24 protein-coding genes are annotated in these 23,059 nt (G+C 39.2%); 12 read left to right on the forward strand and 12 right to left on the reverse strand.

Annotated elements, in window-relative coordinates; translation table 11 throughout:
* Nucleotides 1-312 precede the first annotated feature (312 nt).
* On the forward strand, nucleotides 313-1,095 hold the full coding sequence (locus NCWK1_RS12305) for an FHA domain-containing protein (protein WP_103124914.1): 783 nt from the start codon (nucleotides 313-315) through the stop codon (nucleotides 1,093-1,095).
* A 166-nt stretch (nucleotides 1,096-1,261) separates the two neighbouring features.
* On the opposite strand, the gene recA is transcribed toward NCWK1_RS12305, so the two are convergent.
* Both recA and NCWK1_RS12315 read right to left on the reverse strand, forming a co-directional pair.
* Complete coding sequence (gene recA, locus NCWK1_RS12310; RefSeq protein WP_096578306.1) at nucleotides 1,262-2,332, reverse strand: recombinase RecA; 1,071 nt, start codon at nucleotides 2,330-2,332, stop codon at nucleotides 1,262-1,264.
* Nucleotides 2,333-2,613: 281 nt separating this feature from the next.
* Nucleotides 2,614-3,030 carry a DUF2887 domain-containing protein gene (locus NCWK1_RS12315; protein ID WP_103124915.1) on the reverse strand — a complete coding sequence of 139 codons (417 nt, stop codon included), beginning with the start codon at nucleotides 3,028-3,030 and terminating at the stop codon, nucleotides 2,614-2,616.
* A 65-nt stretch (nucleotides 3,031-3,095) separates the two neighbouring features.
* Between NCWK1_RS12315 and xseA the strand changes: the two genes are divergently transcribed.
* From xseA to ruvA, 4 genes are all read left to right on the forward strand, one after another.
* A complete protein-coding gene (xseA, locus tag NCWK1_RS12320) occupies nucleotides 3,096-4,328 on the forward strand; it encodes an exodeoxyribonuclease VII large subunit (RefSeq protein WP_103124916.1) in 1,233 nt (410 codons plus the stop codon).
* A complete protein-coding gene (gene xseB / locus NCWK1_RS12325) occupies nucleotides 4,328-4,561 on the forward strand; it encodes an exodeoxyribonuclease VII small subunit (RefSeq protein ID WP_096578310.1) in 234 nt (77 codons plus the stop codon). Before xseA ends, xseB begins: the two co-directional genes overlap by 1 nt.
* A gap of 359 nt (nucleotides 4,562-4,920) precedes the next feature.
* Entirely contained in the window at nucleotides 4,921-5,667 is a 747-nt protein-coding gene (locus NCWK1_RS12335) for a sucrose-phosphate phosphatase (protein ID WP_103124918.1), read from the forward strand.
* The gene (ruvA, locus tag NCWK1_RS12340) at nucleotides 5,664-6,299 is read left to right on the forward strand and encodes a Holliday junction branch migration protein RuvA (RefSeq protein WP_096578314.1); all 636 of its coding nucleotides are present in this window, start codon (nucleotides 5,664-5,666) and stop codon (nucleotides 6,297-6,299) included. Before NCWK1_RS12335 ends, ruvA begins: the two co-directional genes overlap by 4 nt.
* Nucleotides 6,300-6,322: 23 nt before the next feature.
* Here ruvA and NCWK1_RS12345 read toward each other — a convergent pair whose 3' ends face one another.
* On the reverse strand, nucleotides 6,323-7,006 hold the full coding sequence (locus NCWK1_RS12345) for an HAD family hydrolase (RefSeq protein WP_103124919.1): 684 nt from the start codon (nucleotides 7,004-7,006) through the stop codon (nucleotides 6,323-6,325).
* Between the two features lie 244 nt (nucleotides 7,007-7,250).
* On the opposite strand from NCWK1_RS12345, the gene NCWK1_RS12350 reads away from it, so the two are divergent.
* A complete protein-coding gene (locus NCWK1_RS12350; protein WP_103124920.1) occupies nucleotides 7,251-8,021 on the forward strand; it encodes a glucosamine-6-phosphate deaminase in 771 nt (256 codons plus the stop codon).
* Between the two features lie 455 nt (nucleotides 8,022-8,476).
* On the opposite strand, the gene NCWK1_RS12360 is transcribed toward NCWK1_RS12350, so the two are convergent.
* The 3 genes from NCWK1_RS12360 to NCWK1_RS12370 all read right to left on the reverse strand — a co-directional run bounded on the left by NCWK1_RS12360 (nucleotide 8,477) and on the right by NCWK1_RS12370 (nucleotide 10,623).
* On the reverse strand, nucleotides 8,477-8,677 hold the full coding sequence (locus NCWK1_RS12360; RefSeq protein WP_096578322.1) for a hypothetical protein: 201 nt from the start codon (nucleotides 8,675-8,677) through the stop codon (nucleotides 8,477-8,479).
* A gap of 325 nt (nucleotides 8,678-9,002) precedes the next feature.
* Nucleotides 9,003-9,326, reverse strand: a complete 324-nt coding sequence (locus NCWK1_RS12365; protein WP_096578324.1) for a hypothetical protein — start codon at nucleotides 9,324-9,326, stop codon at nucleotides 9,003-9,005.
* Between the two features lie 406 nt (nucleotides 9,327-9,732).
* Nucleotides 9,733-10,623: a hypothetical protein gene (locus NCWK1_RS12370; protein ID WP_096578326.1), complete on the reverse strand. Its 891-nt coding sequence runs from the start codon at nucleotides 10,621-10,623 to the stop codon at nucleotides 9,733-9,735.
* A gap of 473 nt (nucleotides 10,624-11,096) precedes the next feature.
* Between NCWK1_RS12370 and NCWK1_RS12375 the strand changes: the two genes are divergently transcribed.
* Together NCWK1_RS12375 and NCWK1_RS12380 are read left to right on the forward strand one after the other, a co-directional pair.
* On the forward strand, nucleotides 11,097-13,010 hold the full coding sequence (locus tag NCWK1_RS12375) for a PAS domain S-box protein (protein WP_479691899.1): 1,914 nt from the start codon (nucleotides 11,097-11,099) through the stop codon (nucleotides 13,008-13,010).
* Between the two features lie 122 nt (nucleotides 13,011-13,132).
* Nucleotides 13,133-14,656, forward strand: a complete 1,524-nt coding sequence (locus NCWK1_RS12380; RefSeq protein ID WP_103124922.1) for a hybrid sensor histidine kinase/response regulator — start codon at nucleotides 13,133-13,135, stop codon at nucleotides 14,654-14,656.
* A gap of 18 nt (nucleotides 14,657-14,674) precedes the next feature.
* Here the strand turns inward: NCWK1_RS12380 and NCWK1_RS12385 are convergent, their stop codons facing one another.
* The 3 genes from NCWK1_RS12385 to psaM form a co-directional block, all read right to left on the reverse strand.
* Entirely contained in the window at nucleotides 14,675-16,075 is a 1,401-nt protein-coding gene (locus tag NCWK1_RS12385) for an MATE family efflux transporter (RefSeq protein ID WP_245894889.1), read from the reverse strand.
* A 105-nt stretch (nucleotides 16,076-16,180) separates the two neighbouring features.
* Complete coding sequence (locus tag NCWK1_RS12390) at nucleotides 16,181-16,420, reverse strand: DUF3134 domain-containing protein (RefSeq protein ID WP_103124924.1); 240 nt, start codon at nucleotides 16,418-16,420, stop codon at nucleotides 16,181-16,183.
* A gap of 350 nt (nucleotides 16,421-16,770) precedes the next feature.
* Entirely contained in the window at nucleotides 16,771-16,866 is a 96-nt protein-coding gene (psaM, locus tag NCWK1_RS12395) for a photosystem I reaction center subunit XII (RefSeq protein ID WP_015115322.1), read from the reverse strand.
* Nucleotides 16,867-17,024: 158 nt separating this feature from the next.
* Here psaM and NCWK1_RS12400 point away from each other — a divergent pair, with 158 nt between their 5' ends.
* Nucleotides 17,025-18,293: an FGGY-family carbohydrate kinase gene (locus tag NCWK1_RS12400; RefSeq protein WP_103124925.1), complete on the forward strand. Its 1,269-nt coding sequence runs from the start codon at nucleotides 17,025-17,027 to the stop codon at nucleotides 18,291-18,293.
* A gap of 114 nt (nucleotides 18,294-18,407) precedes the next feature.
* A complete protein-coding gene (locus NCWK1_RS12405) occupies nucleotides 18,408-18,887 on the forward strand; it encodes a tellurite resistance TerB family protein (RefSeq protein ID WP_096578338.1) in 480 nt (159 codons plus the stop codon).
* A gap of 24 nt (nucleotides 18,888-18,911) precedes the next feature.
* On the opposite strand, the gene NCWK1_RS29540 is transcribed toward NCWK1_RS12405, so the two are convergent.
* Entirely contained in the window at nucleotides 18,912-19,049 is a 138-nt protein-coding gene (locus tag NCWK1_RS29540) for a hypothetical protein (protein ID WP_187308133.1), read from the reverse strand.
* Between the two features lie 54 nt (nucleotides 19,050-19,103).
* Nucleotides 19,104-19,568, reverse strand: coding sequence for a hypothetical protein (locus NCWK1_RS12410; RefSeq protein WP_422730855.1), 465 nt, complete (start codon nucleotides 19,566-19,568; stop codon nucleotides 19,104-19,106).
* Nucleotides 19,569-19,768: 200 nt separating this feature from the next.
* Here NCWK1_RS12410 and psb34 point away from each other — a divergent pair, with 200 nt between their 5' ends.
* Complete coding sequence (gene psb34 / locus NCWK1_RS12415) at nucleotides 19,769-19,939, forward strand: photosystem II assembly protein Psb34 (protein WP_103124927.1); 171 nt, start codon at nucleotides 19,769-19,771, stop codon at nucleotides 19,937-19,939.
* Nucleotides 19,940-20,016: 77 nt separating this feature from the next.
* Here the strand turns inward: psb34 and NCWK1_RS12420 are convergent, their stop codons facing one another.
* Nucleotides 20,017-21,213: a n-acyl-d-glucosamine 2-epimerase gene (locus tag NCWK1_RS12420; RefSeq protein ID WP_103124928.1), complete on the reverse strand. Its 1,197-nt coding sequence runs from the start codon at nucleotides 21,211-21,213 to the stop codon at nucleotides 20,017-20,019.
* A 502-nt stretch (nucleotides 21,214-21,715) separates the two neighbouring features.
* Between NCWK1_RS12420 and NCWK1_RS12425 the strand changes: the two genes are divergently transcribed.
* The gene (locus NCWK1_RS12425; protein WP_103124929.1) at nucleotides 21,716-22,669 is read left to right on the forward strand and encodes a hypothetical protein; all 954 of its coding nucleotides are present in this window, start codon (nucleotides 21,716-21,718) and stop codon (nucleotides 22,667-22,669) included.
* Nucleotides 22,670-23,059 lie beyond the last annotated feature (390 nt).

Genomic DNA, 23,059 nt, shown 5'->3' on the forward strand with positions numbered 1-23,059 from the left:
TGCTCTTCGTATTCACTCCGAAATTTATGCTGTAAATTTAATCTTTCTAATATTACTTAAGAAATGCTTAAATTATTCTTAATGATTAGCATCTGTTAAAATTAGACTACAGTAATTTACAATATAAAACAAAGTTACATAATATTTTTTTTAAATTCAAGTTTTACGATATTCATAACTAAGTACCAAAATTTAAGTAGGAATTCTTAGTAAAAATCGTCAAACTTAATTCTATTGAGTTGCGAAATTTTTAAAATAGCAACAAAGACTAAACAGGCAATTGTTCCTGATTGTAGGCTGAGAAAAAAGTTCATGATCAACATCAGCAAATCATATCTATTTACACTAAAAAATTCAGCCAAAATTGCTGAGTTCCAGAATAAGGAAATAGAGCGGAAGTTAAGCTTATATCAAGTATTTGTCAAATTGTACGAACACCATAGTGGACTTCTAGAAGATATTCTTCAGATGGAAGACCTATCATTGTCTGGTATGACAGGTTTAAACTCCAGTTATGTGCAAGGTGTAGTGAATGATGGCAAGGTTTACTTAGTCACTAACTTGGGCGATAATCAAACCCAAACTTTACTACAAGCACAACAAATTTGGACAATCGGACGTGATCGCCATTGTGGGATATGTATAGGTGATAAATATCTGTCTCGTCGCCATGCTGCCATCCAATATATAGATCAAGATGATGAACCAGGTTTTTACTTAGTGGATTTTAAAAGTACTAATGGTTCCTTTGTAAATGGTGAACGTGTCTATCAGCGAATTAGACTCAAAGAAGGCGATCGCGTTCGCATCGGTAATCTTACTTTTAATTTTTTCTACAACAATAACCGACGCATTTTACCAACAGTAGCAATGGAATTACTAATGCAGCTTTCATCTCGCAAAGGCTGTAATATAGACGATACATTGAGTTATGTTGCTCCAGAGAAGTACTTACCTGAAATTACCGACAAAGCTGTTCCATTTACCAAAAATTTTGCATTAAACCCTCCAAATAGTCATGATGGTTTTAGTACAGAACAGAAATCAGATATTTTAGATAGATTTTTCAACCAAATTACGCCTTCGCCAATATGAAAAAACAGTGAACAGTTATTATTTGTCACTGTTCACTGTTCATTAAGCTAAAACGCATCTAATATTACATAACTTCTGTACAGTTAGTCCTGAGTAATTAGTATTGACAAAGGATTAATGACAGCTTCAAGCAGAGTATGTGCAATTGAAACGCACACCATCTGACTTATTCTTCTTCTTCGTATTCTTCTTCCTCATCTTCACTGACTTTAGCTACAGAATTGGCAGAAACAACAGCACCCATATCAAGTTTCTGACGCACTTGCTGTTTAATTTGTTCAACGAATTCCGGCTTTTCTTCTAAGTATTTAATAGCGTTATCTCTACCTTGAGAAATGTTGTCACCGTTATAGCTATACCAAGCACCCTTGCGAGTTAAAACCCCTGTTTCTTCAGCTATATCGACTAAACAACCTAAAATTGATACTCCCTTACCAAAAATAATGTCAAATTCCGCCACTCTAAAAGGAGGTGCTACTTTGTTTTTAGCTACTTTTACCTTAACGCGGTTGCCAAATTCTTCTGTACCTTTTTTCAAAGTTTGAATGCGGCGAATATCTAAGCGCACAGAAGCGTAAAACTTTAAGGCGTTACCACCAGTAGTGGTTTCTGGACTACCGTAGGTAATGCCAATTTTTTGCCGCAGCTGGTTGATGAAAATTACTGTACAACCAGATTTACCAATATTACCAGTAATTTTACGCAGAGCTTGGCTCATCAAACGTGCTTGTAAACCCACATGAGCGTCTCCCATATCGCCTTCAATTTCAGCGCGGGGAACTAATGCTGCTACTGAGTCGATAACTACAATGTCAACAGCAGATGAACGCACTAGTTGATCAACAATTTCTAAAGCAGCTTCCCCTGTATCTGGTTGGGAAACCAGCAAATTTTCGATATCTACACCCAAAGCTGCCGCATAAGTAGGATCTAAGGCGTGTTCAGCATCCACAAAAGCAGCAATACCACCTAATCTTTGAACTTCAGCGAGGGCGTGTAGTGCGACTGTCGTTTTACCAGAACTTTCTGGGCCATAAATCTCAATTACCCGCCCTTTGGGTAAACCACCACCTAGTGCTAAATCTAAGGTGAGCGCTCCAGTGGAAATTGTCTCCACCCGCATCCGGGTTGCATCGCCCAGGCGCATAATAGCTCCTTTACCAAAGCTGCGCTCAATCTGGTTGAGTACCATATTCAGGGCTTTTTGCTTGCCGGAATTATCAGTGTTGATAGCCATTACTGCCTCTATCTATTATATATGGATTTATGGAGTGTTAGGGTTGGAGGTGAAGTAGAACAGATATACTATTTTAGCCAGAAAATGCGGAAATAGGATTTCTTAGAGAAATAAACGTGACAACATCGTAACGCGATCGCTACTAGATGTGACTAGTACAAAATAACCTTAGTAGGGTTTTGGTTGCTAGTTATCCCAAACACCTCCGTACCAATATAAATATATGGTTCTATCAAAACCCGGTTATACAGAGATTTTTATTAAAAAGCTAAACTACAGAATCAAGTTTGTTGCTGTGCTATCTTTCTCACAGTATCAAGATTAATTTGTAACTGTTCAGCTATTTCTTCCACCGTGATTCCCGCTTTCAGTAGCAGTGGTACAGCAGATAGCTTACCTTCTTCCCGACCTTCTTCAAGTGCTTCTTGATAAACTCTAGTTTGTTTGAGGGCGTTCAATTTCAGCATATTTTCCACCTCTTCGCGGCTTAAATGAGGAAACTTATAAACTATAATTGTCTCGATTAAATCGATTATTGCTTGACTAGATAAAGGGTTGGCGATTTCTTGCCTAGTTTGCTTGATTTCTACGGAACGAAATTGATAATCTTGATTATCACTAATAGAGCGCCCAAGCAACTCAAAGAAAATATTGGGAAACTCGGCAAATAATTGGTAGAAAATACTATCGGTCTTCACTCTGGCTATATGGAGATAAAAAAAGACGTTATGTTGAGTTTAAGTGCAGAGTGGGTTGAAGCAAAATGAATTTCGAGTTTCCTGATACTGCCCTCTCCGTAGCAGGTATCACCAACTACATTCAATCTTTATTAGAAGAAGATGAAATACTGCGGCAAGTTTGGGTAACAGGGGAAGTATCCAGCGCGAATCACCATCGGAGTGGGTTATTTTTTACACTTCAAGATCCAGATGGAACAGCAGGGATTAAGTGTGTCGCCTGGAATAGCCAAGTAGCAAAACTAGTACAAATTCCTGCGGTTGGCGAACAAATAATTATTTTGGGTAGTATCCGTCTGTATCCGCAAAGAGGAGAGTACCAGTTAACAATTTGGCAAGCTTTACCTGCGGGTGTGGGTTTACAAGCACTGCGTTATCAACAATTACGTAACCGTTTGCTGTCAGAAGGGTTGTTTGACGAGGAAAGAAAGCAGCCGCTTCCACCCCATCCCCAAACGATCGCAGTTGTGACTTCACCCACTGCTGCGGCTTGGGGTGATATTCAAAAAACCCTCAAACACAGATACCCAGGTTTACAAGTATTATTTTCGCCAGCAACAGTACAGGGAGAACAAGCGCCAGAATCGATAGTTAAAGCGATCGCCAGAGTCGAAAGAGATGGTCGTGCTGAGGTGCTAATTTTATCGCGGGGTGGTGGTGCGGTTGAGGAATTAGCTTGCTTTAACGATGAGCGTGTTGTCAGGGCTGTAGCCGAGTGTTGTATCCCGGTAATTACTGGGATTGGTCATCAACGAGATGAATCCTTGGTAGATTTAGTTGCTGATGTCTGCGTACATACACCGACCGCAGCCGCAGAATTGGTTGTGCCTGCGTTGTCAGAGTTGTATGCTCAACATCAGCAGCGAATTGATGCTTTATATGATGCGGTATATGAGGTGAGGACATCTGCTGAAAATCAACTGCAAACATTACGTAATCGCTTGCAAAGGTTAGGGTTAGATAGGCAAGTCAAACAAGAAATGCAAAAGTTACAGTGGAAGCGTCAGCAACTTTTGCAAATCACCAGCAGGCGATCGCAACAAGCCACACAGCACTTAGAAATGTTACGGCAAAAGTTAGCCACCCTCGACCCAAAAGCCGTGTTAAATAGGGGTTATGCGGTGGTACGTCAAGAAAATGGGGCGATCGCGCGAACTGCAACAGAGTTAACCTTCGGGCAAGAATTGTTGATTCAGTTGGGTCAGGGAGAAGTTAAAGTGAAAGTTACGGAAGTGACTACAAAAACCCAAAAAGATTGATGGTTAAACGCAAAAGTTCCTCGGATTCTGAAGCGATCGCCAGTGTAAATTACGAGGCGAAGGTAGCGGAAATTGAGAAAATTATCGCTCGGATTGAAGCGGGTGAATTAGGATTAGAAGAAGTATTTGAGCAGTTTGCTACTGCTGTTGAGCATATACGTCAATGTGAAAGCTTCTTGCAACAGCGACAACAGCAAGTAGATTTACTGATTGAAACCCTGAATGATGAGTAGTTTTAGCAAAGTTTATCAATACACAAAGTGAACAACAAGATCCCCGACTTCTTTAAGAAGTCGGGGATCTGAACTTTTCAGGCGCTATTCCTAAACTTATACCAATTTGAAAAATGATTGCGACACATTGATTGCTGAAAAGCTCATCTTTAAGCAATTCCCCAATCCAAAATCCAAAATCTAAAATCCAAAATGGTATTACCGCTATAGATGACTGATTTTTAACCTGAAGCATAATTCTCCCGTTAGTAATAATACACAAGAGCAAAAATCTGGTAGAGTAACTCGGACACGTAAGCTGAAAATCCGTTTCCGCCGAATTTTCAGGTGTTTAGGTAACTACTAACTGGGAAAAAATCATGAAACCTTTTCTCTTTGTCACTGACTTGGATCACACCCTCGTAGGTAATGACGAAGCTTTAGTAGAACTAAATCAAATACTGAGTCAACATCGCCAAGAGTACGGCACAAAAATAGCTTATGCTACGGGGCGATCGCCTGTGCTTTACCGCGAATTGCAAGTTGAAAAAAATCTCATCGAGCCAGATGCGCTTGTCTGTTCTGTTGGGACAGAAATTTATCTTAATAACAGCGACAGCCCAGATGCAGATTGGTCAGATATCCTCTCGCCTGGATGGAACCGCGAATTGGTATTTTCAGTAGCTAAGTCTTTTCCAGAATTATCACCACAACCGGATTCTGAACAACGCCCATTTAAGGTAAGTTTTTTTGTTAAACAAGAATTTGCAGATAAAATTTTACCACAGATTGAGACAAAACTACAAAAGTATGCTTTAAATATAAAGTTAATCTATAGCAGCGGTATTGACCTCGACATTGTGCCGCGCTCAAGCGATAAAGGTCAGGCAATGCAGTTTCTCCGGCAAAAATGGCAATTTGCAGCAGAACAAACAGTTGTCTGCGGTGATTCAGGTAATGATATTGCTTTGTTCGCTGTGGGCAATGAACGGGGAATCATAGTCGGTAATGCCAGATCAGAGTTACTCCAATGGCATTCTGAGTATCCTGCTGACTATCGATACTTAGCACAAGGTTCTTGTGCTGGGGGAATTTTAGAAGGTTTGCAATATTTTGGATTCTTATGATTAGCTATCTCAAAGGTATTATTGCTGGCGTTCAGACAAATAACGGTAATCGCGTCATTCTGACTCTGGAAGTCAATGGCATAGGTTACGATTTGCAAGTTCCGCAACGATTGGCACAGCAGTTGCCAGAATCGGGAGGGGTGGCGCAAATTTTCACCCATTACCAAGTTCGGGAAGAAGTGCCTTTACTCTACGGCTTTGCTTCACCAGCAGAACGGGACTTATTTCGTCACTTGTTAACAGTTAGCGGTATTGGCGCAGCATTAGCGATCGCCCTCTTAGACACTTTAGAATTACCAGATTTAGTCCAAGCGATTATCGCTGGCAACACCCAAATCTTAATTCAAGCCCCTGGAGTGGGCAAAAAAACCGCAGAACGTATCTGTTTGGAACTCAAAAGCAAGTTGATTGAGTGGCGTAAATCAGCAGGGTTCTTTGTCGCTACAGGCGGCCCAGCACCAGGAATTTTGGAAGAAGTGCAAATGACTTTATTTGCTTTGGGTTATACAGCCCACGAAGTCAGCCACGCCTTACACGTCGTCAGCGAAGACATTGGACTACCAAAAGATGCCTATGTGGAAGATTGGATTAAACAAGCGATCGCCCACCTCAGCAGCGAACAAGTTCAATAGAGGCGAGTATTTTTACCCAACAACTATTGACTATTGACTATTGACCGTTGACTAATTATCAAAGAATTTAAAAACGTCCACAACTGCAAATCGGTAAAATCTGGAATTGCCATAAATGCGCCGACTGTTTGCAGAATTTGTGGATCGTGAGTGGAGGCGATGCCAATGGTAGGAATACCAGCCGCAACGGCTGCACGAATACCAGAGGGAGAGTCTTCTAGGGCGATCGCATTCTCTGCGTTAATCTTTAATTTGTTTAAAGCAACTTGATACGGTACCGGATCAGGTTTACCTGCGGTGCAATCCTCTGCCAAAATTACTGTATGAAAAGCTTCTTTAATCCCTAAAACTTCAAGCACAAATTCTACATTCAACCGAGGTGCATTGGTGACTAATGCACGTTTTAACTGATGTGTCTCTGTCCAGGCTAGGAGTTCAGCAAATCCACTCAACGGTTGCAGATGGGAAGCTAATTCACGAAACAATGCTTCTTTATCGTCAGCAAATTTCTGCCCTTCTGCTGATGATAATTGCGGCAAAATATCTTTGACAATTTCTGGATTCAAGCGTCCACTAATCCGAGATTTGTAGAATTTTTCATCTATTTCAATGTTGTAGTCTGCCAACATTTGCTGCCAAGCTTGGTAATGTATCGGATCAGTATTGACAATGGTGCCATCCAAGTCAAAGAGAACTGCTGCCAGCATAATTTTTTAAGTGTAAATAAATATTAACTTTCTTTACACAGTTTACCTGAAAAGTGTGAAGTATGAAAACAAGAAGTTCATATAATTAAGTAGGGTGACGCACTGCTGAAAGGATGTTTTAACAGTTATCTTGTTGGTAGGTGGTAGTACGTTAAGGCAAATTTCTACTTTGTGTGACGCTCAAATCCTCACATTGCCGTAACACACCCTACTGGACTTCACACTTCACACTTCAGACTTCACAATGGTTGCTGCCAAAAATTTTTTTCGTGTTGATGATTTACAAGTGCAAGTTTACAATTCTGAAGCAGAAATGGCTGAGAATGTTGCACAAATTACCAGAAAATATTTAAAGGATATCTTAGAAAAACAGGGTAAAGCTGCTGTTTTATTAGCCACAGGGAATTCCCAACTAAAATTTCTAGATGCGTTAATACAGTTGGGTGGTGTAGATTGGTCAAAAATTACTTTATTTCATTTAGATGAATATTTAGGAATTACGGCTGATCATCCTGCGAGTTTCCGGCGTTATTTGCGAGAACGGGTAGAAAATAAACTGACTCCGCAGGAGTTTCATTATATAGAAGGTGATACATTAGAGCCTGTGGCTGAATGCGATCGCTACACTCAACTTTTGCAAGCACAGCCAATAGATTTATGTTGTTTAGGCGTAGGCGAAAATGGACACTTAGCTTTTAACGATCCATCGGTAGCGAATTTTCAAGATCCTTATAGTGTCAAGTTGGTAAAATTAGATCTAGTCAATCGCCAACAACAAGTAAATACAGGCTACTTCCCTAATATTGACAGTGTTCCACAGTATGCTTTTACTGTCACTCTGCCATTAATTTGTTCAGCTAATAAAATTATCTGTCTAGCACCAGAAAAACGTAAAGCTCAGGTAGTAAAACAGATGTTGCAACAGACAATCAGCACTGATTGTCCTGCATCGATTCTCCGTCATCAATCACAGGCTACGTTATTTTTAGATACAAATTCTGCTAGTTTATTGTAGAAAAAAGCTAGGAATCATATCTTTTTATTAAGCTAATCGTCATTTAAATTGCATCATTTTCATGGTAATAAAAGCTGCAAACCCTCTCCCTTGCTCCCTTGCGGTCTCAATGTGCAAACTAAATGCTTAACAGCTTACCACTCCTCACTTGCTAATTTAATCCTAGATAAACAAGCCTCAAGATAAGGACAATCTTCACACTTCAGTTCTTTCCCTGGATTAGCACATCCACAAGGTGGACTAATGAAGCATTCACTAAGTTTGTTAGATATTGAATTAGGTTTAAATATTATCTCCACAGCAGCTTCTTGGAGACATAAAATCACATCTTTTACCATAATTTTTCACCTTTATTATCTAGTTAAACCAATTAATAAATTTGCCCCTGGTAAAAAATTTATACTGAATTCTATTTAATAAGTTTCAATATAATTTCTCACATATCAATGGCAGTTTCATACTACAGACCACCTTACCCAAGCTGAAACTTGATCCTCGAATACAAACTCTCGTCTCTGAGAATTAGCAGTCTCAGCTACTAGCACTTTCAAAGTTACGGTTTCCATATTATGGTTCATAATTTGCTGTCCGTAACCAATCACTTTTCCTAGATGACCTGTTTGTTGATTCAGCACATAATCACCAATGGTGAACATAGTGGCACATTCAAGGTCTATAAATAAATTATTTTTTATAAATTCTCTCTGAACAATTAAATAAAAACCTCATTCTTACAGCATGATTTAATTTATGCTACCTAAATATATTTTCTGACTATAGATAGATGTCATCCCATTTTGGATTTTAGATGGGGAATTGCTGTCTGTGTCTAGGTTCTACCAATCATTTCTTCAATTGATATCAGCAAGTAAAGTAAAAATTTGTTTTAGATAAATTTTGAACAATAGGAAAAAAACCCAATTTTTTGGCTGAATTTATGCCTAAATCGGGTTTATGTGTTTTGGTATTAAAGATTCATCCTCATCTGTTAAAAGCTAACTCTTTTTTTTGTTTCATGATAGTTAAATACTCACTACGAGTTCCATCTACACGGTAGTGGTCGCAGATACGACAGAGTTTGATAAGATCCAATCGACTAAATACTTTTTGGCGTTCAATTCCGTTATCGTTTCGCCAGCGCCAAAAAGTTGTACGGTCAATACGGCGATCGCTCTCAGGCCATCTTCTGCGAGATAAAAAATCTACCAGTTCTGCTTCGTAAAATAAGTAACCCTTCGGTAACTTCAAGAGTTCTGCTCTTAAATCATTTAGCGGGATGAGTGGATCTAGCTCAGATAGTCTCATACCAGCAAGCCCTTATAGTTTCTTGTAAGTTCGATTACACAGAACGCCTCTACAACACGGTTTTATCACTTTCTCTTGAGTTAAAATACTGTTAAGTTAAGCCTGAATAGAGTAATCAGAAGTAGGACGAACTTATAGTTATATATTTTTCTCCCTACCACTTTTTCTACCCGCTTTTCTCAACAAACAGTACAAATTTTCGTGATTTAATCAAACACAATAAACTGATTGATATTTAATTGCAACCCTTATGCAACAAATTGCATCCTACAAAAACTACTATTTTTGATTTGCAGGTATTTTAAATAACTAAAAATATACTTTTGGATAGATGTAAAATTAATATTAAATAAATATGTAAGCGATCGCCATTTATCTACAGAATTAGTATAGGCGATCGCCAAACTTATACTACATTGACCCAAAAATCCGCTGTGTCAACTTTTCCATTGCGCTGAAACTGCATCCAAAGTTTATAAGTTCCCGGTTGGGGAAAGCTGGTGACAAATTGTATTTGTCCATCAGCGCTATTTTTGAGAGCATGGGCATGAATATAATCGGAGACTGCTAGAGGTGATGAGCTTTTTACAATCACTAAATGCCCTCTTTCACCTAAATAAGGTTGTAGATCCTTAATTGGCTGATTATTTGCTGCATCTTTAACATCAAAATTTAAGGTTACTTCTTTACCTGCTGAAATATTTTTATTAGCAAAGTTGAGATTAACTTTAGTATTAGATAAAACCTTGGTTTTTTCAAACTTTTCTAAATTTTTCGGTAGTGGAACTGAGCCGGGAATTTTGACCTGCATCAGTGAAACTGCCTCTTTTTGTCCAGATGGTTTATAGTCACTAAACAAGCTATAATCACCAGGACTAGAGAAATTAGCACTTACTTCAAAACGTCCATTACCTTTGTAAGTTGGATGAATGTGATCATAAGTAGCGAGATCATCTCTAACGACAATTAAGTGCATAAGTTTTTCTTGAAAAGTATCAAACTTGTCGATAGATTTGCCAGCAGTATCTTGAACATTAATGACTAAATTTACAGACTGATTCGGCACTATATTTTTTGGCTTAGTCAGTTTAGCTTGGGTAGTAATTTTTGTATTAACTTCATGACCAGTATGTTCCATTGAGTTTTCTTGATGATCACTCGACATATCATGCTGATGATCCGTATGTTGTGAATCCCTAGCAGATACCTGCGTTTCTCCAGATTTTGGTACTGATGAGCAACCAGGTGTGATCAATAAGCTAGTTAGTACAATAATTCCCGTCAAAAAACGCTTCATTTTGCTTTTATCCTCCAAATAAACCTAGCATTTCAATGAAAATATAGCGTAACTGCTTACAAGATGACTAACCAAGCTGAGGCATATTTGCATCTTTTAACCAAATACTAATAGCCATTTAAATTGACTAACCTAGATCAATTTTGGATAAATAATAGTTAGTCATTAACTTTACATGCAAAATCGTTATCATAATAAGTTATATTTATTATCAGAGAGACAGCCAATTTCAGAATATTTACGGTAACAAGCAACTCGTTTTTGAGATAACTTAATGTCAATCAATATTTATTACATTACTTAGTTTAAAAGTGCATTATTATGCAGTATGAAGGATATAGGTACTTTGTGGGTGTCTGTACATTGAGGAAGTAAAAAACTCTTTGCCAACCATGACACTCTAGTAAAGACTTTTACAATAAATAGGTTTTGAGGATGGCGTTTTTAGATAATTTTTTTTTCCTAACCAGTTTATTCCCCACGGACATTGCTATCTTTGGAAGCCAGGATTAGTCTGGCTGCATGTTGTTTCAGATACACTAATTGCAATAGCTTATTATTCAATACCATTCATACTGGTGTATTTCGTCAGCAAAAGAAAAGATGTGCCTTTCGGCTGGATATTTTTAATGTTTGGCGCATTTATCATCGCTTGCGGTACAACTCATGTGATGGATGTGTGGACACTGTGGTACCCCAGCTATTGGTTATCAGGATTGATTAAAGCAATCACAGCTTTAATTTCAGTAACTACCGCTGTACAACTTTTACCGTTGATCCCTCAAGCACTAGCTTTACCTAGCCATGCACAATTAGAAGCAGCAAACTCTCAACTAGCAACAGAAATTGCCGAACGTAAACGTACAGAAGACATACTCAGAGAAAGTGAAGAACGTTGGCAATTAGCTTTACGTGGTAATAATGATGGTATTTGGGATTGGAATATTAAAACAAATAAAGTTTTCTTCTCCTCTCGTTGGAAAGAAATGCTGGGTTATGCAGACAATGAGATTGAAAATAACCTTCAAGAAATCTGGATACGAGTCCACCCAGAGGATTTAGATTCTGTAGTAAAAGCAGTGCAAAATCACTTTGCCAAAGTTACGTCATTTTACGCGACGGAATTTCGAGTTCTGTGTAAAGACGGAACATATAAATGGATATTAGATCGGGGTCAAGCTTTGTGGGATGAAGCGGGTAATGTAGTCAGGATGGTAGGTTCTCATACTGATATTACTGAGCGCAAGCAAGCAGAAGAAACTTTGAGTGAAATACTCGCGCAACTAGAAATTAAAGTAGAAGAACGCACAGCCGAGTTAAAAAGAATCAACGAATCACTAGAGGCAGAAATCGCCAAACGTAGACAGATAGAAAAGGCATTACGAGATAGTGAAGAGCGATTTCGTACAGCATTTCATCAAGCAGCAGTTGGTATTGCACATGTAGGTTTAGATGGAAGATGGTTATTAGTTAATCAACGGCTGTGTGATATTGTTGGGTATACAGCCGAGGAATTAGAGTCACGCACTTTTCAAGAAATTACTCACCCCGATGATTTAACTACATCGTTGAAATATGTTGATGAAATATTAATAGGTAATATTCAAACCTATACAATCGAAAAGCGTTACTTTTGCAAAGATGGTTCTGTCGTCTGGATTAATCTGACTGTATCTTTAACACACAATATTGCCGGAGAGCCTAATTACTTTATTGCTGTCATTGAAGATATTAGCGATCGCAAACATTCTCAAGCGCAAATTCAAGCATCATTACTCGAAAAAGAAGTTTTACTGAAAGAAATTTACCACAGAGTCAAAAATAATTTACAGGTAATTTCTAGTCTGCTCAATTTGCAATCTGAGTATATTAAAGACAAACAAGATCTGGTCATTTTTCAACAAAGTCAGCAGCGCATTGCCTCAATGGCTTTGGTTCATGAAAAAATGTATCAATCGCCTGATTTAGCTCGGATTGATTTTGGGGAATATATTCAAGATTTAGTCACTAGTTTATTTAGTTCTTACGAAGTTTACGAAGGTGCAATCTCTTTAAGATTTAATGTTGATTGTCAGGTATTACTTGGCTTAGATTTAGCAATTCCCTGTGGTTTAATTATTCATGAACTGGTTTCTAACTCTTTAAAATATGGTTTTCCTAATGGTGGAGATGGAGAAATTTTTATTGGAATTTCAGAAAAAGTAGAACAGCAATTTACCATTACCGTAAGCGATAATGGTGTAGGTTTACCACCTAATTTTAATTTCAAAAATACAGCATCTTTAGGTTGGCAGTTGGTTGATGCTTTGACTCAACAAATAGCAGGAAATATTAATATTAAAATTAACCCTGGTGTAGAGTTTCAAATAACATTTCCATTAATATAAGTTAGGTAATCTATATTTAACATACTCAGACATCAGGAGGCAGAAAGAGGTTTTCATCTCATGGATTTTTTAACAAACTTATTTTTATCTTTGTTTGGTAATTACTTGTACAAAATACATACATGACAGACGCAAATATTTTAGTTGTCGAAGACGAATCTATTGTTGCTAAAGATTTACAAAATAGACTGAGAAAATTTGGTTATACAGTACCGGCTATTGCTTCTTCAGGACAAGAAGCAATTAATAAAGCTGTAGAAATTATCCCTGACTTAGTGCTAATGGATATAAGATTAAAGGGGCAAATGGATGGTATACAAGCTGCGGAGCAAATTCATAAATACTTAGATGTTCCCATAATTTATCTAACTGCTTATGCTGATGATAATACCCTAGAAAGAGCTAAAATTACCGAGCCATTTGGTTATTTGCTCAAGCCTTTTAAAGAAAGAGAACTACAAACTAATATTGAAATAGCTCTTACAAAACACAGACTAGAAAAGCAATTAAAAACCAATCAAAAATGGTTGTCTACCCTATTAAATAGTATTAGTGATGGAGTGATATCGAGTAATAGCAATCAACTAGTCACTTTTATGAATCCGGTGGCGGAAAAATTGACAGGATGGACACAATCAGCAGCAATTGAAAAAAATATATCAGAAATATTTAAAATTATTGATTTAACAACTCGTGAACCCTTAGAAAATCCACTAACAAAAGTTTTCCAATCAGGGGCGATCGCACCTCTCTCGACAATAACTTTACTGATTGCTCAAAATGGGAGCGAAACGCCAATTGAGCAGAGCGCCGCACCTATCAAAGATGACAAAGATAATATTACAGGCGCAGTGTTAGTGTTTCGGGATGTAAGTGAACGGCTACAAGCACTAGAAGCGCGACAAAAGCAAATGCAACAAGAACAACTTGTAGCTCAGTGGGAGCAGCTAAATCAACTCAAAAATGACTTTTTAAATTTAGTTTCCCATGAATTGCGATCGCCCCTGTGCCACATGAAAGGTATGATCCAAATGTTACAGATGTCCACAGCTGTTCAAGAACAGCATTACTTTTTGGACGTTCTGGAAGCAGAGTGCGATCGGGAAATGGAATTAATCAACGACTTATTAGAGTTACAACGCCTGGAAAATTCATCTAATCTCCTGCTGGCTCCTGATTTATTACTCTTCCAACAATGGCTACCTTGGTTAATCGAGCCATTTCAAATTCGCACTCAAGAACATCAACAAACCTTGCAGTTAAATCTTCCAGAAAATCTGCCTTCACTATTCTCCGACCGTACCTGCTTAGAACGCATCTTAGTGGAATTGCTCAATAATGCTTGTAAGTATACACCTAGTGGCGGTGTAATTATTTTGAGTGTCAGCCATGAAATTTCGGAATTTTCAGTCAAAATGCTGATTACCATTAGTAACTCAGCAGAAATCCCCATCACCGAATTACCCAAGATTTTTGAAAAATTCTACCGCATCCCTGATACAGACATTTGGAACCAAGGTGGTACAGGCTTAGGTTTAGCGATCGTCCAGAAATTAATAGCACAACTGCAAGGTAGCATTCAAGTCATCAGTAACCAGGGATGGACGACGTTTACTTTAACATTGCGTGATTTAGAACTGTCTTGAAAATTAAGAGTTGTGATATTACCTACTCACAACTCCTTTTCTCAACCTAGAAGACAAAATGTTAAACCGCCAAGACAAGACTATAGCCGCACTAGCTAAACCAATTGCTAACCCCCACCACAAACCGAGCGCTCCCAACCCAAACCAAATTTCTAAAGCGTAACCAGTTAATAAACCAACACACCAATAAGCAAAAACTCCAATCAACATTGGGATGCGAGTATCTTTTAGTCCGCGTAACGCTCCAGCTGCGGTGACTTGTATTCCATCAACAATTTGAAAAATCGCTGCTACCGCCAGTAATTTCATTGCCAAGGCTATCACATCTTGATTGTTGGGATTGTCAACATCCAGGTAAAGCGAAACCACCAATTTTGGAACTAGCCAAAATATCAATCCGGCGATCGCCATAGACAAAGCTCCCAAAGCAATTCCCACATATCCAGCCAGACGCACACCCTTCAAATTTTGCTCTCCGGCTAACTGTCCTACACGTACTGTAGTGGCGAAAGAAATGCCCAAAACCATCTGAAATGACATAGAAGCCGTTTGCAAAGCAATTTGATGGGCGGCCAGAGCCGTTGTCCCTAATTGTCCGATAATAAATGTGACAACAGTGAATAATCCCGCTTCTACGGCAATTAATCCGCTAATGGGTAAGCCAACCTGAAAAATATCCCAAAAAACGTGGCGATTTTGTTGCTGAAAACTGGAATTAGCTGAAAATTGAAAGATTTGGTAAACAGCAAAGCGACGTTGACTCAATATATAAATAGTCAAGGCAATAAACATACTCCATAGTGACAGAGTACTTGCCCAACCAATACCAGCTAATCCAAGGGCGGGTAATCCTAATTTGCCAAACATTAAAACATAGTTAGCTGTAATATTGAGTAACGTACCCAAGACCACAGTTACCATCACTAACTGCGGTTGTGAGAGGGCAGAAAGAAAGCTTTTCAGCACAGCAAAACCCAATCCAGGGATAAAACCCCAAGCGATCGCTCTTAAATAAGTTTGCGCTAATGCAGCGGTATCAGCATTTTGTCCCAACAGCATCAACAAAGTACTTCCATGCCAAAGTAAGACTGTAATCGGTATCCCTAACAGCAGAGATATCAATAACCCTTGTCGCACAATCTTACCAACTTCTTCCAGCTTTCCGGCTCCGTAGGCTTCCGCCGCCAAAGGACTGACAGCCGTAATCATCCCTGTAGTAATCATCAAAAAAAAGATAAAGATCGAAGCACCCAAACCTCCAGATGCGATCGTCTGACTTCCTAGCCAACCCATCATCACTGTATCTACAAAGCCAGTTGCTGATTGCGCTACTTGTGCTGCTGCTAACGGAACAGCTAACAGCAGACATTGTTTAACTTCAGAAATCAATCTGGAGCCACTGGTTTTGTCATTCATCATCAGATTTAAAAATTACGGGAGGATGGGAGAATTTGCCATTTCTGCTTTTGTAGGATACGGCAAAAATGAACCACCAACAGCAGTTTATGTTGTTGGTGGTTAAATTCACTCCTCTAAATGGTCGATTTCTTCTGGTTCATCTTCATAGGTATCGATTAGCTCTACCACTTCTTCTTCCTCGTCGTCTTCCTCATCTTCGTAATAGTTTTCTGCAAATACGTAAGGTTGTAATCGACCAGTACTAGCTAACCAATCAAGTAAAGATTGCTCTTGCTTGAGAGGAATTATTGGTGCTGGCTGATAACGGGGTTCTTCGTGGAGAGCAGGGTTAGACAGCTTAACCATTGTGTTTGACCCCCGACAAGCTCTCTGCATCCCAAGTTGCTTTCAGTAATTGCAACCCGGTATGATTAACAGTTTGCTGCGTGTAATTTCAAAAGCCTCTAACTTGTGGTAGATGTTCTTTTTTCCACAAGAATGATTTGGGGGATAAAAAATTGTGATGTGCGATCGCCTACATGATTTGATAACTCTTGATGGATGCAATGTAGACAAACTGATTTATCTGTCAGGTTCCTGTTCCCTGTTCCCTGTTCCCTCCCTAAACATAAACACAACAACCAAGCAAAGCCTGATTGTTGTGTAAGGGTGTGGCACTTACTGTTAAGCTCTGCTTAGGAAGTCAGAGCGTAGTTTTACTTGTAAAGTTCTGTCGCTAAACGCCAAGCCAGAAGGCCTGGAACTAGCGCCACAACTAGAGCAATATAAACTTGGGTATCTGAGATGGGCATGGTTGAAAATCTCCTAAGCTCAAATCAATATTGGACAGTTCGTTTACTACTTTTCCTTGTTTTGCTGATTTTGGGGAATATCTTGTTACAAGATGCAACAAAAGCCCTTGTCAGTCAGTAGTCTATAGTTATCTTTCATTATAAAAATTTATAAAAATATGGATTTGTATTTAGGGATTGATTATGGCACTTCTGGCGCACGCGGAGTGGTAATTGATGAGCAAGGCAAGATACAAACAGAAGTGCGCTATTCTGGGCAGAAGTTGGAGGCTCCACACTGGAAAAGTACCTTATGGAGCTTATTAGCCGAGATTCCTGAGCCATTGCGGCGAGAAATCAGAGCGATCGCTATCAATGGGACTTCCTCTACTGTTTTGCTGTGTGATGGGGCTGGTGAGCCTGTAGCTGCACCTTTACTTTACAACGATGGGCGGGGCGCAGTTGTACTGGAGCAATTAAAAAAAGTTGCACCACCAAACCATACAGTATTAAGTGCTACTTCAAGTCTTGCCAAACTTCTGTGGATGTCACAGCAGTCTTTTTTTTCAGAAGCTCGCTATTTTCTGCATCAAGCCGATTGGTTAGCCTTTCTCCTGCATGGAAAATTGGGTATTAGTGATTACCACAATGCTTTAAAGTTAGGCTATGACGTGGAAGCCTTGGAATATCCAGAATGGTTGGAAAAACTAGAAATACCGATTCAGTTACCAACAGTTTTAGCACCAGGAACGCCAATTAGAGAAATTCGCCCGGATATTGCATCTCAGTTCGGTTTACAAAAAGATTGCTTGGTATGTGCAGGAACAACTGATAGTATCGCCGCTTTTATTGCCAGTGGTGCAGAATCTCCAGGGGAAGCGGTGACATCTTTGGGTTCCACCTTGGTACTGAAATTATTAAGTCATACCCGTATAGAAGATGCCAGATATGGAATTTACAGTCATCGTTTTGGTGATTTGTGGTTGACTGGCGGTGCGTCTAATACTGGTGGTGCAGTGTTGCGAGAATTTTTTAACAATGCAGAGTTAGCAAGCTTGAGTCAGGAAATTGATCCAGCAACAGCCAGCAACTTAGATTATTATCCTTTGTTGAAAGCTGGCGATCGCTTTCCCATTAATGACCCTAATTTACCACCCAGACTCACACCACGCCCCGCAGCACCAAGGGAATTTTTACACGGTTTGCTAGAAAGTATGGCGCGGATAGAAGCACGGGGATATGAATTACTACAAAACTTGGGTGCAAATCAAGTAACACGAGTTTATACAGCAGGTGGTGGTGCAACAAACTCTACTTGGAATGCTATTCGTCAACGGCATTTAAAAGTACCTGTAGTTGCATCAGAAAACACCGAAGCCGCTTATGGGACAGCACTTTTAGCGAAAGCAAAAGCAAGCAACCACAAGAATGCAAAAAAGTTTACATAAAAAAAACCAGAATTCCTGTGTTTTTTCTGATTTTTTTGGGAATGCTAACGAAGAAGCAATTTCCAGCCTGAGAAATTGCTTGCTTAAGCAGTATCAAACTTTTATAGGATTTTTATGTCTAGACGTTTGCCCAAAGGCCGTAGCGCCAGTTCAGTTGCTTTAGAACCAGAAGTTGCGATCGCTCTTATCGGGCTATTTTCCGGCGCAGCTGATGGTGAAGGTATTAGCTACTCCGAAGAATACGCTTTGAGTGAAATGCTGGGCGAAATTGCTCAATTTGAAGATTATTCTGAAGACGACTTTGAAGAATTAGGCGAAACATTAGTCTCTCTGTTAGAAGAAGAAGATCCAGAAGACTTAATTGCCAAAGCGATTGAATCCTTGCCAAACAGAGGTTATCGTGAAGCCGCATACATCACCGCTATTTTGGTAGTAGGTATTGATGAAGAAGTACCCGATAGCGAACAAGATTATATTTCTGAGTTGCAAGAAGCTTTGAATATTTCCAACGAACGCGCTCAAGAACTTATAGATGAAGTATTTGGAGAAGACGAAGAAGAATGTGAAGATGACGAAGACGAAGACGAAGAATAATTTTTAAATATTACTAGGAGTGGGTTAGGCGATCGCTAACCCACCTAAAAAAATTCCACTCCCATCATCCGCAACCTTCAGGGTGCTTTCTACCTTTCGGCAAATTTCCACAACGTTAGAAATCTCACAACAATCCCCGATAACGAATAGAATCAATACCATTGCCCCAAATCGAACAGTCAGTTCGGGGATAGGCAATCAAGAGAAACGCTATTTCTATGATTGAGTAGTAGAGGGTTTAGTACGCTGCTGCTGATAAAAAGCAACAACTTTTCGGACATAAGCAGCAGTAAAGCCACTGTTACAACCTGTATAGTTACCAGTCATCCACCAACAAGCAACACCATTAACCGCCGCAGTTTCATTATTGTTAGCGGCGCGTAACTGTTTGTCTAACTCCCGACGTGTAATGCAAGAAATAACTTGGCGTGCAGTTACTGGATTATTTTCAAACTGTGTTGGTGTCAGTTCTTTTTTGAGGCAAAATTTCGACCAAGCTTTGACTGTACCAGGTTGAACTTGCCAATCACTATAAAGTCCATCGTTGACTTTACCCGTTTGGGGTGCAGCTTTTCGCAGCGCTTCTACCATTGCTGCAACTTGCGTATTAGAAACCGACTGTTGTGCTGGAACCGCTAATGCAGATACTCCAAGGCTAACACTGGCAAGTAATGTACTCATTAACAATCGCATCAACTTTTTCCTCATCACTCCAGACTTCAGTGTAAAACCAAGATGGACTATCCGACATCTTCCCAAACATCAGCATCAATAAGTTAAAGAAATGAAAACAATAAAACTTTTTTTGTCAAGCCTACTTGACCTTTTGTAACAATATTGTTAGATTTATTTATATAAGTTAACAAGCAAGGAAAAAAATTATGTATACCACAATTAACGAAGATGGCGTTCTAAATAACTATGCAACCGAACCTAAGATGTATTACGCCGAGTATCCAGCCATTTGGGAACAACGCCGTTACGTTATCCAAGGCGCAGTTGCAACTGCACTTGTAACAGCTTTAGTTTTATTTGGGTTTGTAGTTAGTTAAGATTTTGAGACTTCGGTATATCCCATCGACATTTAGACCTTCTCCTTTGACCCCGGTAAGTTTCGCCGGGGTTTTTGCTATTCACTGACAACAGTAGGGAAAATCCGACTCAAAGCCGCAAACTGCTGCCAACATAAATATAAAGCGCGGGGTACATGAAAACATCCCTTCCATTTACCGCCTTTGAGATTTAATAACACTTCTCCACGCCGATTAAGATAGCCAAACCACTCCCCATATTCGGGATCTGCAAAGTGCTTCCAGGCGTAATCGTGCATTTTTTCATACCATTCCCAGCAAGCTGCACGTTTTGTCAGGCGATAACCCATTGCTAATGCAACTAAAGACTCTAGATGTACCCACCACAACTTCTGATCCCATTCCAATTGTTGTGGTGGATGTCCATCTGCATCCATAAAGTAATACAAGCCGCCGTATTCTTCATCCCAAGCAAAATTTAAGATATTCAGTACTACGTCAACGGCTTGGTTAATTGTTTGAAGATCATTTTTCCGGCGGGCGATGTCCATAATAAACCACATTGCTTCAATACCATGACCGGGATTAATTAATCTGCCCTCAAAACAATTGATGTGAGAACCATCGGGGGCAACATTTTCATACATTAATCCCCTTTCTTGGTCGAGGAAATCACTCATCACTTCCTGAACGGTTGTGGCTAAAACACTCTCTAAAGTTTCACTGGGAAGTAACCATTCCATTTCGAGAGTCAAGTTAGCTAAAATCATCGGCACAGCCAAAGCTTTCATTGGTCTTGTACTGGGATAAGTTTTAGTATATTTACCTTTGGGATTATCTTGGCGACGTAATACATTGTTGTACGCTTGCATTGCCACATCTTGCGCCCATTCTTCACCAGAGGCTAAGGCATATTGGCTAAAAGCCATTGCGGCAAAGCAATCAGAAAAAATATTGTAAGGCTGTACTAGGGGTTGACCTTCACGAGTTAGGGCAAAATACCAATTTCCTTCCTCATCTCTGCCATGTTGGGCGAGAAACTTTGCACCATTCCTGGCAATGTTCAGCCAGTTTTCCCGTTTTTCTAATTGGTTACATAACATCGAAAAAGTCCAGACTTGGCGGTTTTGCAACCAAATAAATTTGTCGGTGTCGTAAACTTGGCCTTCACGATTTAAGCAGGTAAAGTAACCGCCTTGTTCCAAGTCTAAGGAGTGTTGTTCCCAAAATGGGAGTACATCATTCAGGAGTGCGTTTTTGTAAAGTTCCGCCAATGCTTTAAAGTCGTACTCCATACATTTCCGCCCTTGTATCAACACCAACAGGGTTAAATTATCTCACGCAGAGAGTTAGTAAATGTAAGTTTTCTCTGTTTGATAAGAATAGTATTTAAGCCGAATAACATCTTGTAATTGTTCAAGCAGTTTCTTTGGGCGTTGTTCCATCAGTGTTATGCAGAAAAATTCCGTTTAATACTCTAAATAAGGATGTTATGCGGAAAAATTCTAGATAACACCAAGGGATATATAGAAAAATTCCATATAATACTCCCGTGAAGGGTGGTTATACGGAAAATTTCGGTATAATACCCAAATAAGGTGGCAAAAAAGAAGTTTTCCGTATATTCAGACAGGATTTCGTTGTAATGCTTGATATATTAGGATTGAAAAAAGATTATACGGAAACTTGCAGTGTAATAAATTGTTAAACTGAACTAAAATCTCGTAAAGAATTTCTAGGAGTATTAATATTCAATCAAGTTTCTAGAGTTTAGCCCAAGACGTAGAAATCTGAGTTATGGCAAATTCATCTCCTACAAGTATTGCAAAGTCTCTAGTTTTTCCAGCGATTCTGAGTCTAATTGTCAGCGTAACTGGCGGCATCTTAGTTTTTCGTACAACTGATAAAAAAGCAGGTCTAAACTATAACGTTGACACGTCAGCAGTCTTTACGGGACAAACTAAAAATATTTCGATTATCAGCGTAATGATTAGCAACCCAGAACAGAAAGAAGTGGAAGATGTTCGGGTAGTTATTCCTGTAGAGAAATCGCAGCTAACTGAGTATAAGGTTGTAGGAATACAGTCTAGCTCTTACTCTCAATCTAGTGATGCAAAGCAAATTGAAATAAAGGTTCCATACTTAAATCCTAAGGAGTCATTTTCAATTCAGATTCTCCTTTCACCAAATTCACCTAACTTTAGCCTTAGTAGCGAAAGGGTTATAGTCCGCGGCAAAGGAGTTTCAACATCTCTCTCCTCCGTCAATCAAGATAATAAATTCTCCGAGGTTTTCTCATCAGTTGCTGCGGCACTTATATCGTTAATTATCTTATCAGTTCCCCGTTTTTTCCCTTCTCTTTTATACACGAGCAAACATTCTGATGATCAGCGGGATATAATGGCTTATATCTTAGGGGCTAATGGCTTTTACGAAGAAGCCAGCCATTTTCGGAATATTGAGAGAGACACTTCATATTGGGCATTATCTGACTACCTAGCTGAGAAGTGTATTGAGTCTGGAGATAAAGACAAGACTCAACGGGGTATTAAATGCTTAAGTGATCTGCTGTCCTATGCCAGTATGGAAGACACTTCTGAATTACTTATTCATTACAATTTATCTCGTTTATCTGCTATTGTTGGTGATTTAAAGTTAGCGAGAGATCATCTTGAATTAGCTCGGAAGGGAAGACATCGTGTTATTGAAATGAGGATATCTTTTGACAAAAATATATCTCAAATCCTTTGAACGATAGATACTTTTAATAGGCAGTGACCATTATCCAGTCTAACAATCCCGTTGCACACCGACCGTTGAGAGATTGTTGATGGGGTCAAGAGGTTATATGCGGCGGGTGAACGGGGTCGTTATACTGCTCAGTCCTTGGTGAAGATAGTTACCGCAAGGTTATCTGTTAGTATCAGCATCAGTTTCTCGTAGGTTCTGTGAGGCGGCTCCTGAAGGTTATTAACAGGGCATTTAGAATAGAAGCATCTGGTTCAAGTAAGCAATGCTTACTAAATACAATGCTTACACTGAAGGAAGAGGGAGATAAATGGCTTCCAAATTCAGTAGCGGATTTGGAAAATTATCTTAAACAATTCATGGTTCTAAGTAGAACGACTTAAAAAAACCAAA

This window comes from Nostoc cycadae WK-1 (assembly GCF_002897135.1).
Taxonomy (GTDB): domain Bacteria; phylum Cyanobacteriota; class Cyanobacteriia; order Cyanobacteriales; family Nostocaceae; genus Nostoc_B.

Bases quoted from the DNA above. Each gene is read 5' to 3' on its own strand.
- NCWK1_RS12335 (WP_103124918.1), top strand. From the start codon at position 4,921: ATGAAACCTTTTCTCTTTGTCACTGACTTGGATCACACCCTCGTAGGT.
- xseA (WP_103124916.1), top strand. From the start codon at position 3,096: ATGAATTTCGAGTTTCCTGATACTGCCCTCTCCGTAGCAGGTATCACC.
- ruvA (WP_096578314.1), top strand. From the start codon at position 5,664: ATGATTAGCTATCTCAAAGGTATTATTGCTGGCGTTCAGACAAATAAC.
- psb34 (WP_103124927.1), top strand. From the start codon at position 19,769: ATGTATACCACAATTAACGAAGATGGCGTTCTAAATAACTATGCAACC.
- NCWK1_RS12410 (WP_422730855.1), bottom strand. From the start codon at position 19,568: ATGAGTACATTACTTGCCAGTGTTAGCCTTGGAGTATCTGCATTAGCG.
- NCWK1_RS12345 (WP_103124919.1), bottom strand. From the start codon at position 7,006: ATGCTGGCAGCAGTTCTCTTTGACTTGGATGGCACCATTGTCAATACT.
- NCWK1_RS12380 (WP_103124922.1), top strand. From the start codon at position 13,133: ATGACAGACGCAAATATTTTAGTTGTCGAAGACGAATCTATTGTTGCT.
- NCWK1_RS12420 (WP_103124928.1), bottom strand. From the start codon at position 21,213: ATGGAGTACGACTTTAAAGCATTGGCGGAACTTTACAAAAACGCACTC.
- NCWK1_RS12360 (WP_096578322.1), bottom strand. From the start codon at position 8,677: ATGTTCACCATTGGTGATTATGTGCTGAATCAACAAACAGGTCATCTA.
- NCWK1_RS12390 (WP_103124924.1), bottom strand. From the start codon at position 16,420: ATGGTTAAGCTGTCTAACCCTGCTCTCCACGAAGAACCCCGTTATCAG.
- NCWK1_RS12400 (WP_103124925.1), top strand. From the start codon at position 17,025: ATGGATTTGTATTTAGGGATTGATTATGGCACTTCTGGCGCACGCGGA.
- NCWK1_RS12370 (WP_096578326.1), bottom strand. From the start codon at position 10,623: ATGAAGCGTTTTTTGACGGGAATTATTGTACTAACTAGCTTATTGATC.
- NCWK1_RS12425 (WP_103124929.1), top strand. From the start codon at position 21,716: ATGGCAAATTCATCTCCTACAAGTATTGCAAAGTCTCTAGTTTTTCCA.
- xseB (WP_096578310.1), top strand. From the start codon at position 4,328: ATGGTTAAACGCAAAAGTTCCTCGGATTCTGAAGCGATCGCCAGTGTA.
- psaM (WP_015115322.1), bottom strand. From the start codon at position 16,866: ATGCCCATCTCAGATACCCAAGTTTATATTGCTCTAGTTGTGGCGCTA.
- NCWK1_RS12405 (WP_096578338.1), top strand. From the start codon at position 18,408: ATGTCTAGACGTTTGCCCAAAGGCCGTAGCGCCAGTTCAGTTGCTTTA.
- NCWK1_RS12385 (WP_245894889.1), bottom strand. From the start codon at position 16,075: ATGATGAATGACAAAACCAGTGGCTCCAGATTGATTTCTGAAGTTAAA.
- NCWK1_RS12365 (WP_096578324.1), bottom strand. From the start codon at position 9,326: ATGAGACTATCTGAGCTAGATCCACTCATCCCGCTAAATGATTTAAGA.
- recA (WP_096578306.1), bottom strand. From the start codon at position 2,332: ATGGCTATCAACACTGATAATTCCGGCAAGCAAAAAGCCCTGAATATG.
- NCWK1_RS12350 (WP_103124920.1), top strand. From the start codon at position 7,251: ATGGTTGCTGCCAAAAATTTTTTTCGTGTTGATGATTTACAAGTGCAA.
- NCWK1_RS29540 (WP_187308133.1), bottom strand. From the start codon at position 19,049: ATGGTATTGATTCTATTCGTTATCGGGGATTGTTGTGAGATTTCTAAC.
- NCWK1_RS12305 (WP_103124914.1), top strand. From the start codon at position 313: ATGATCAACATCAGCAAATCATATCTATTTACACTAAAAAATTCAGCC.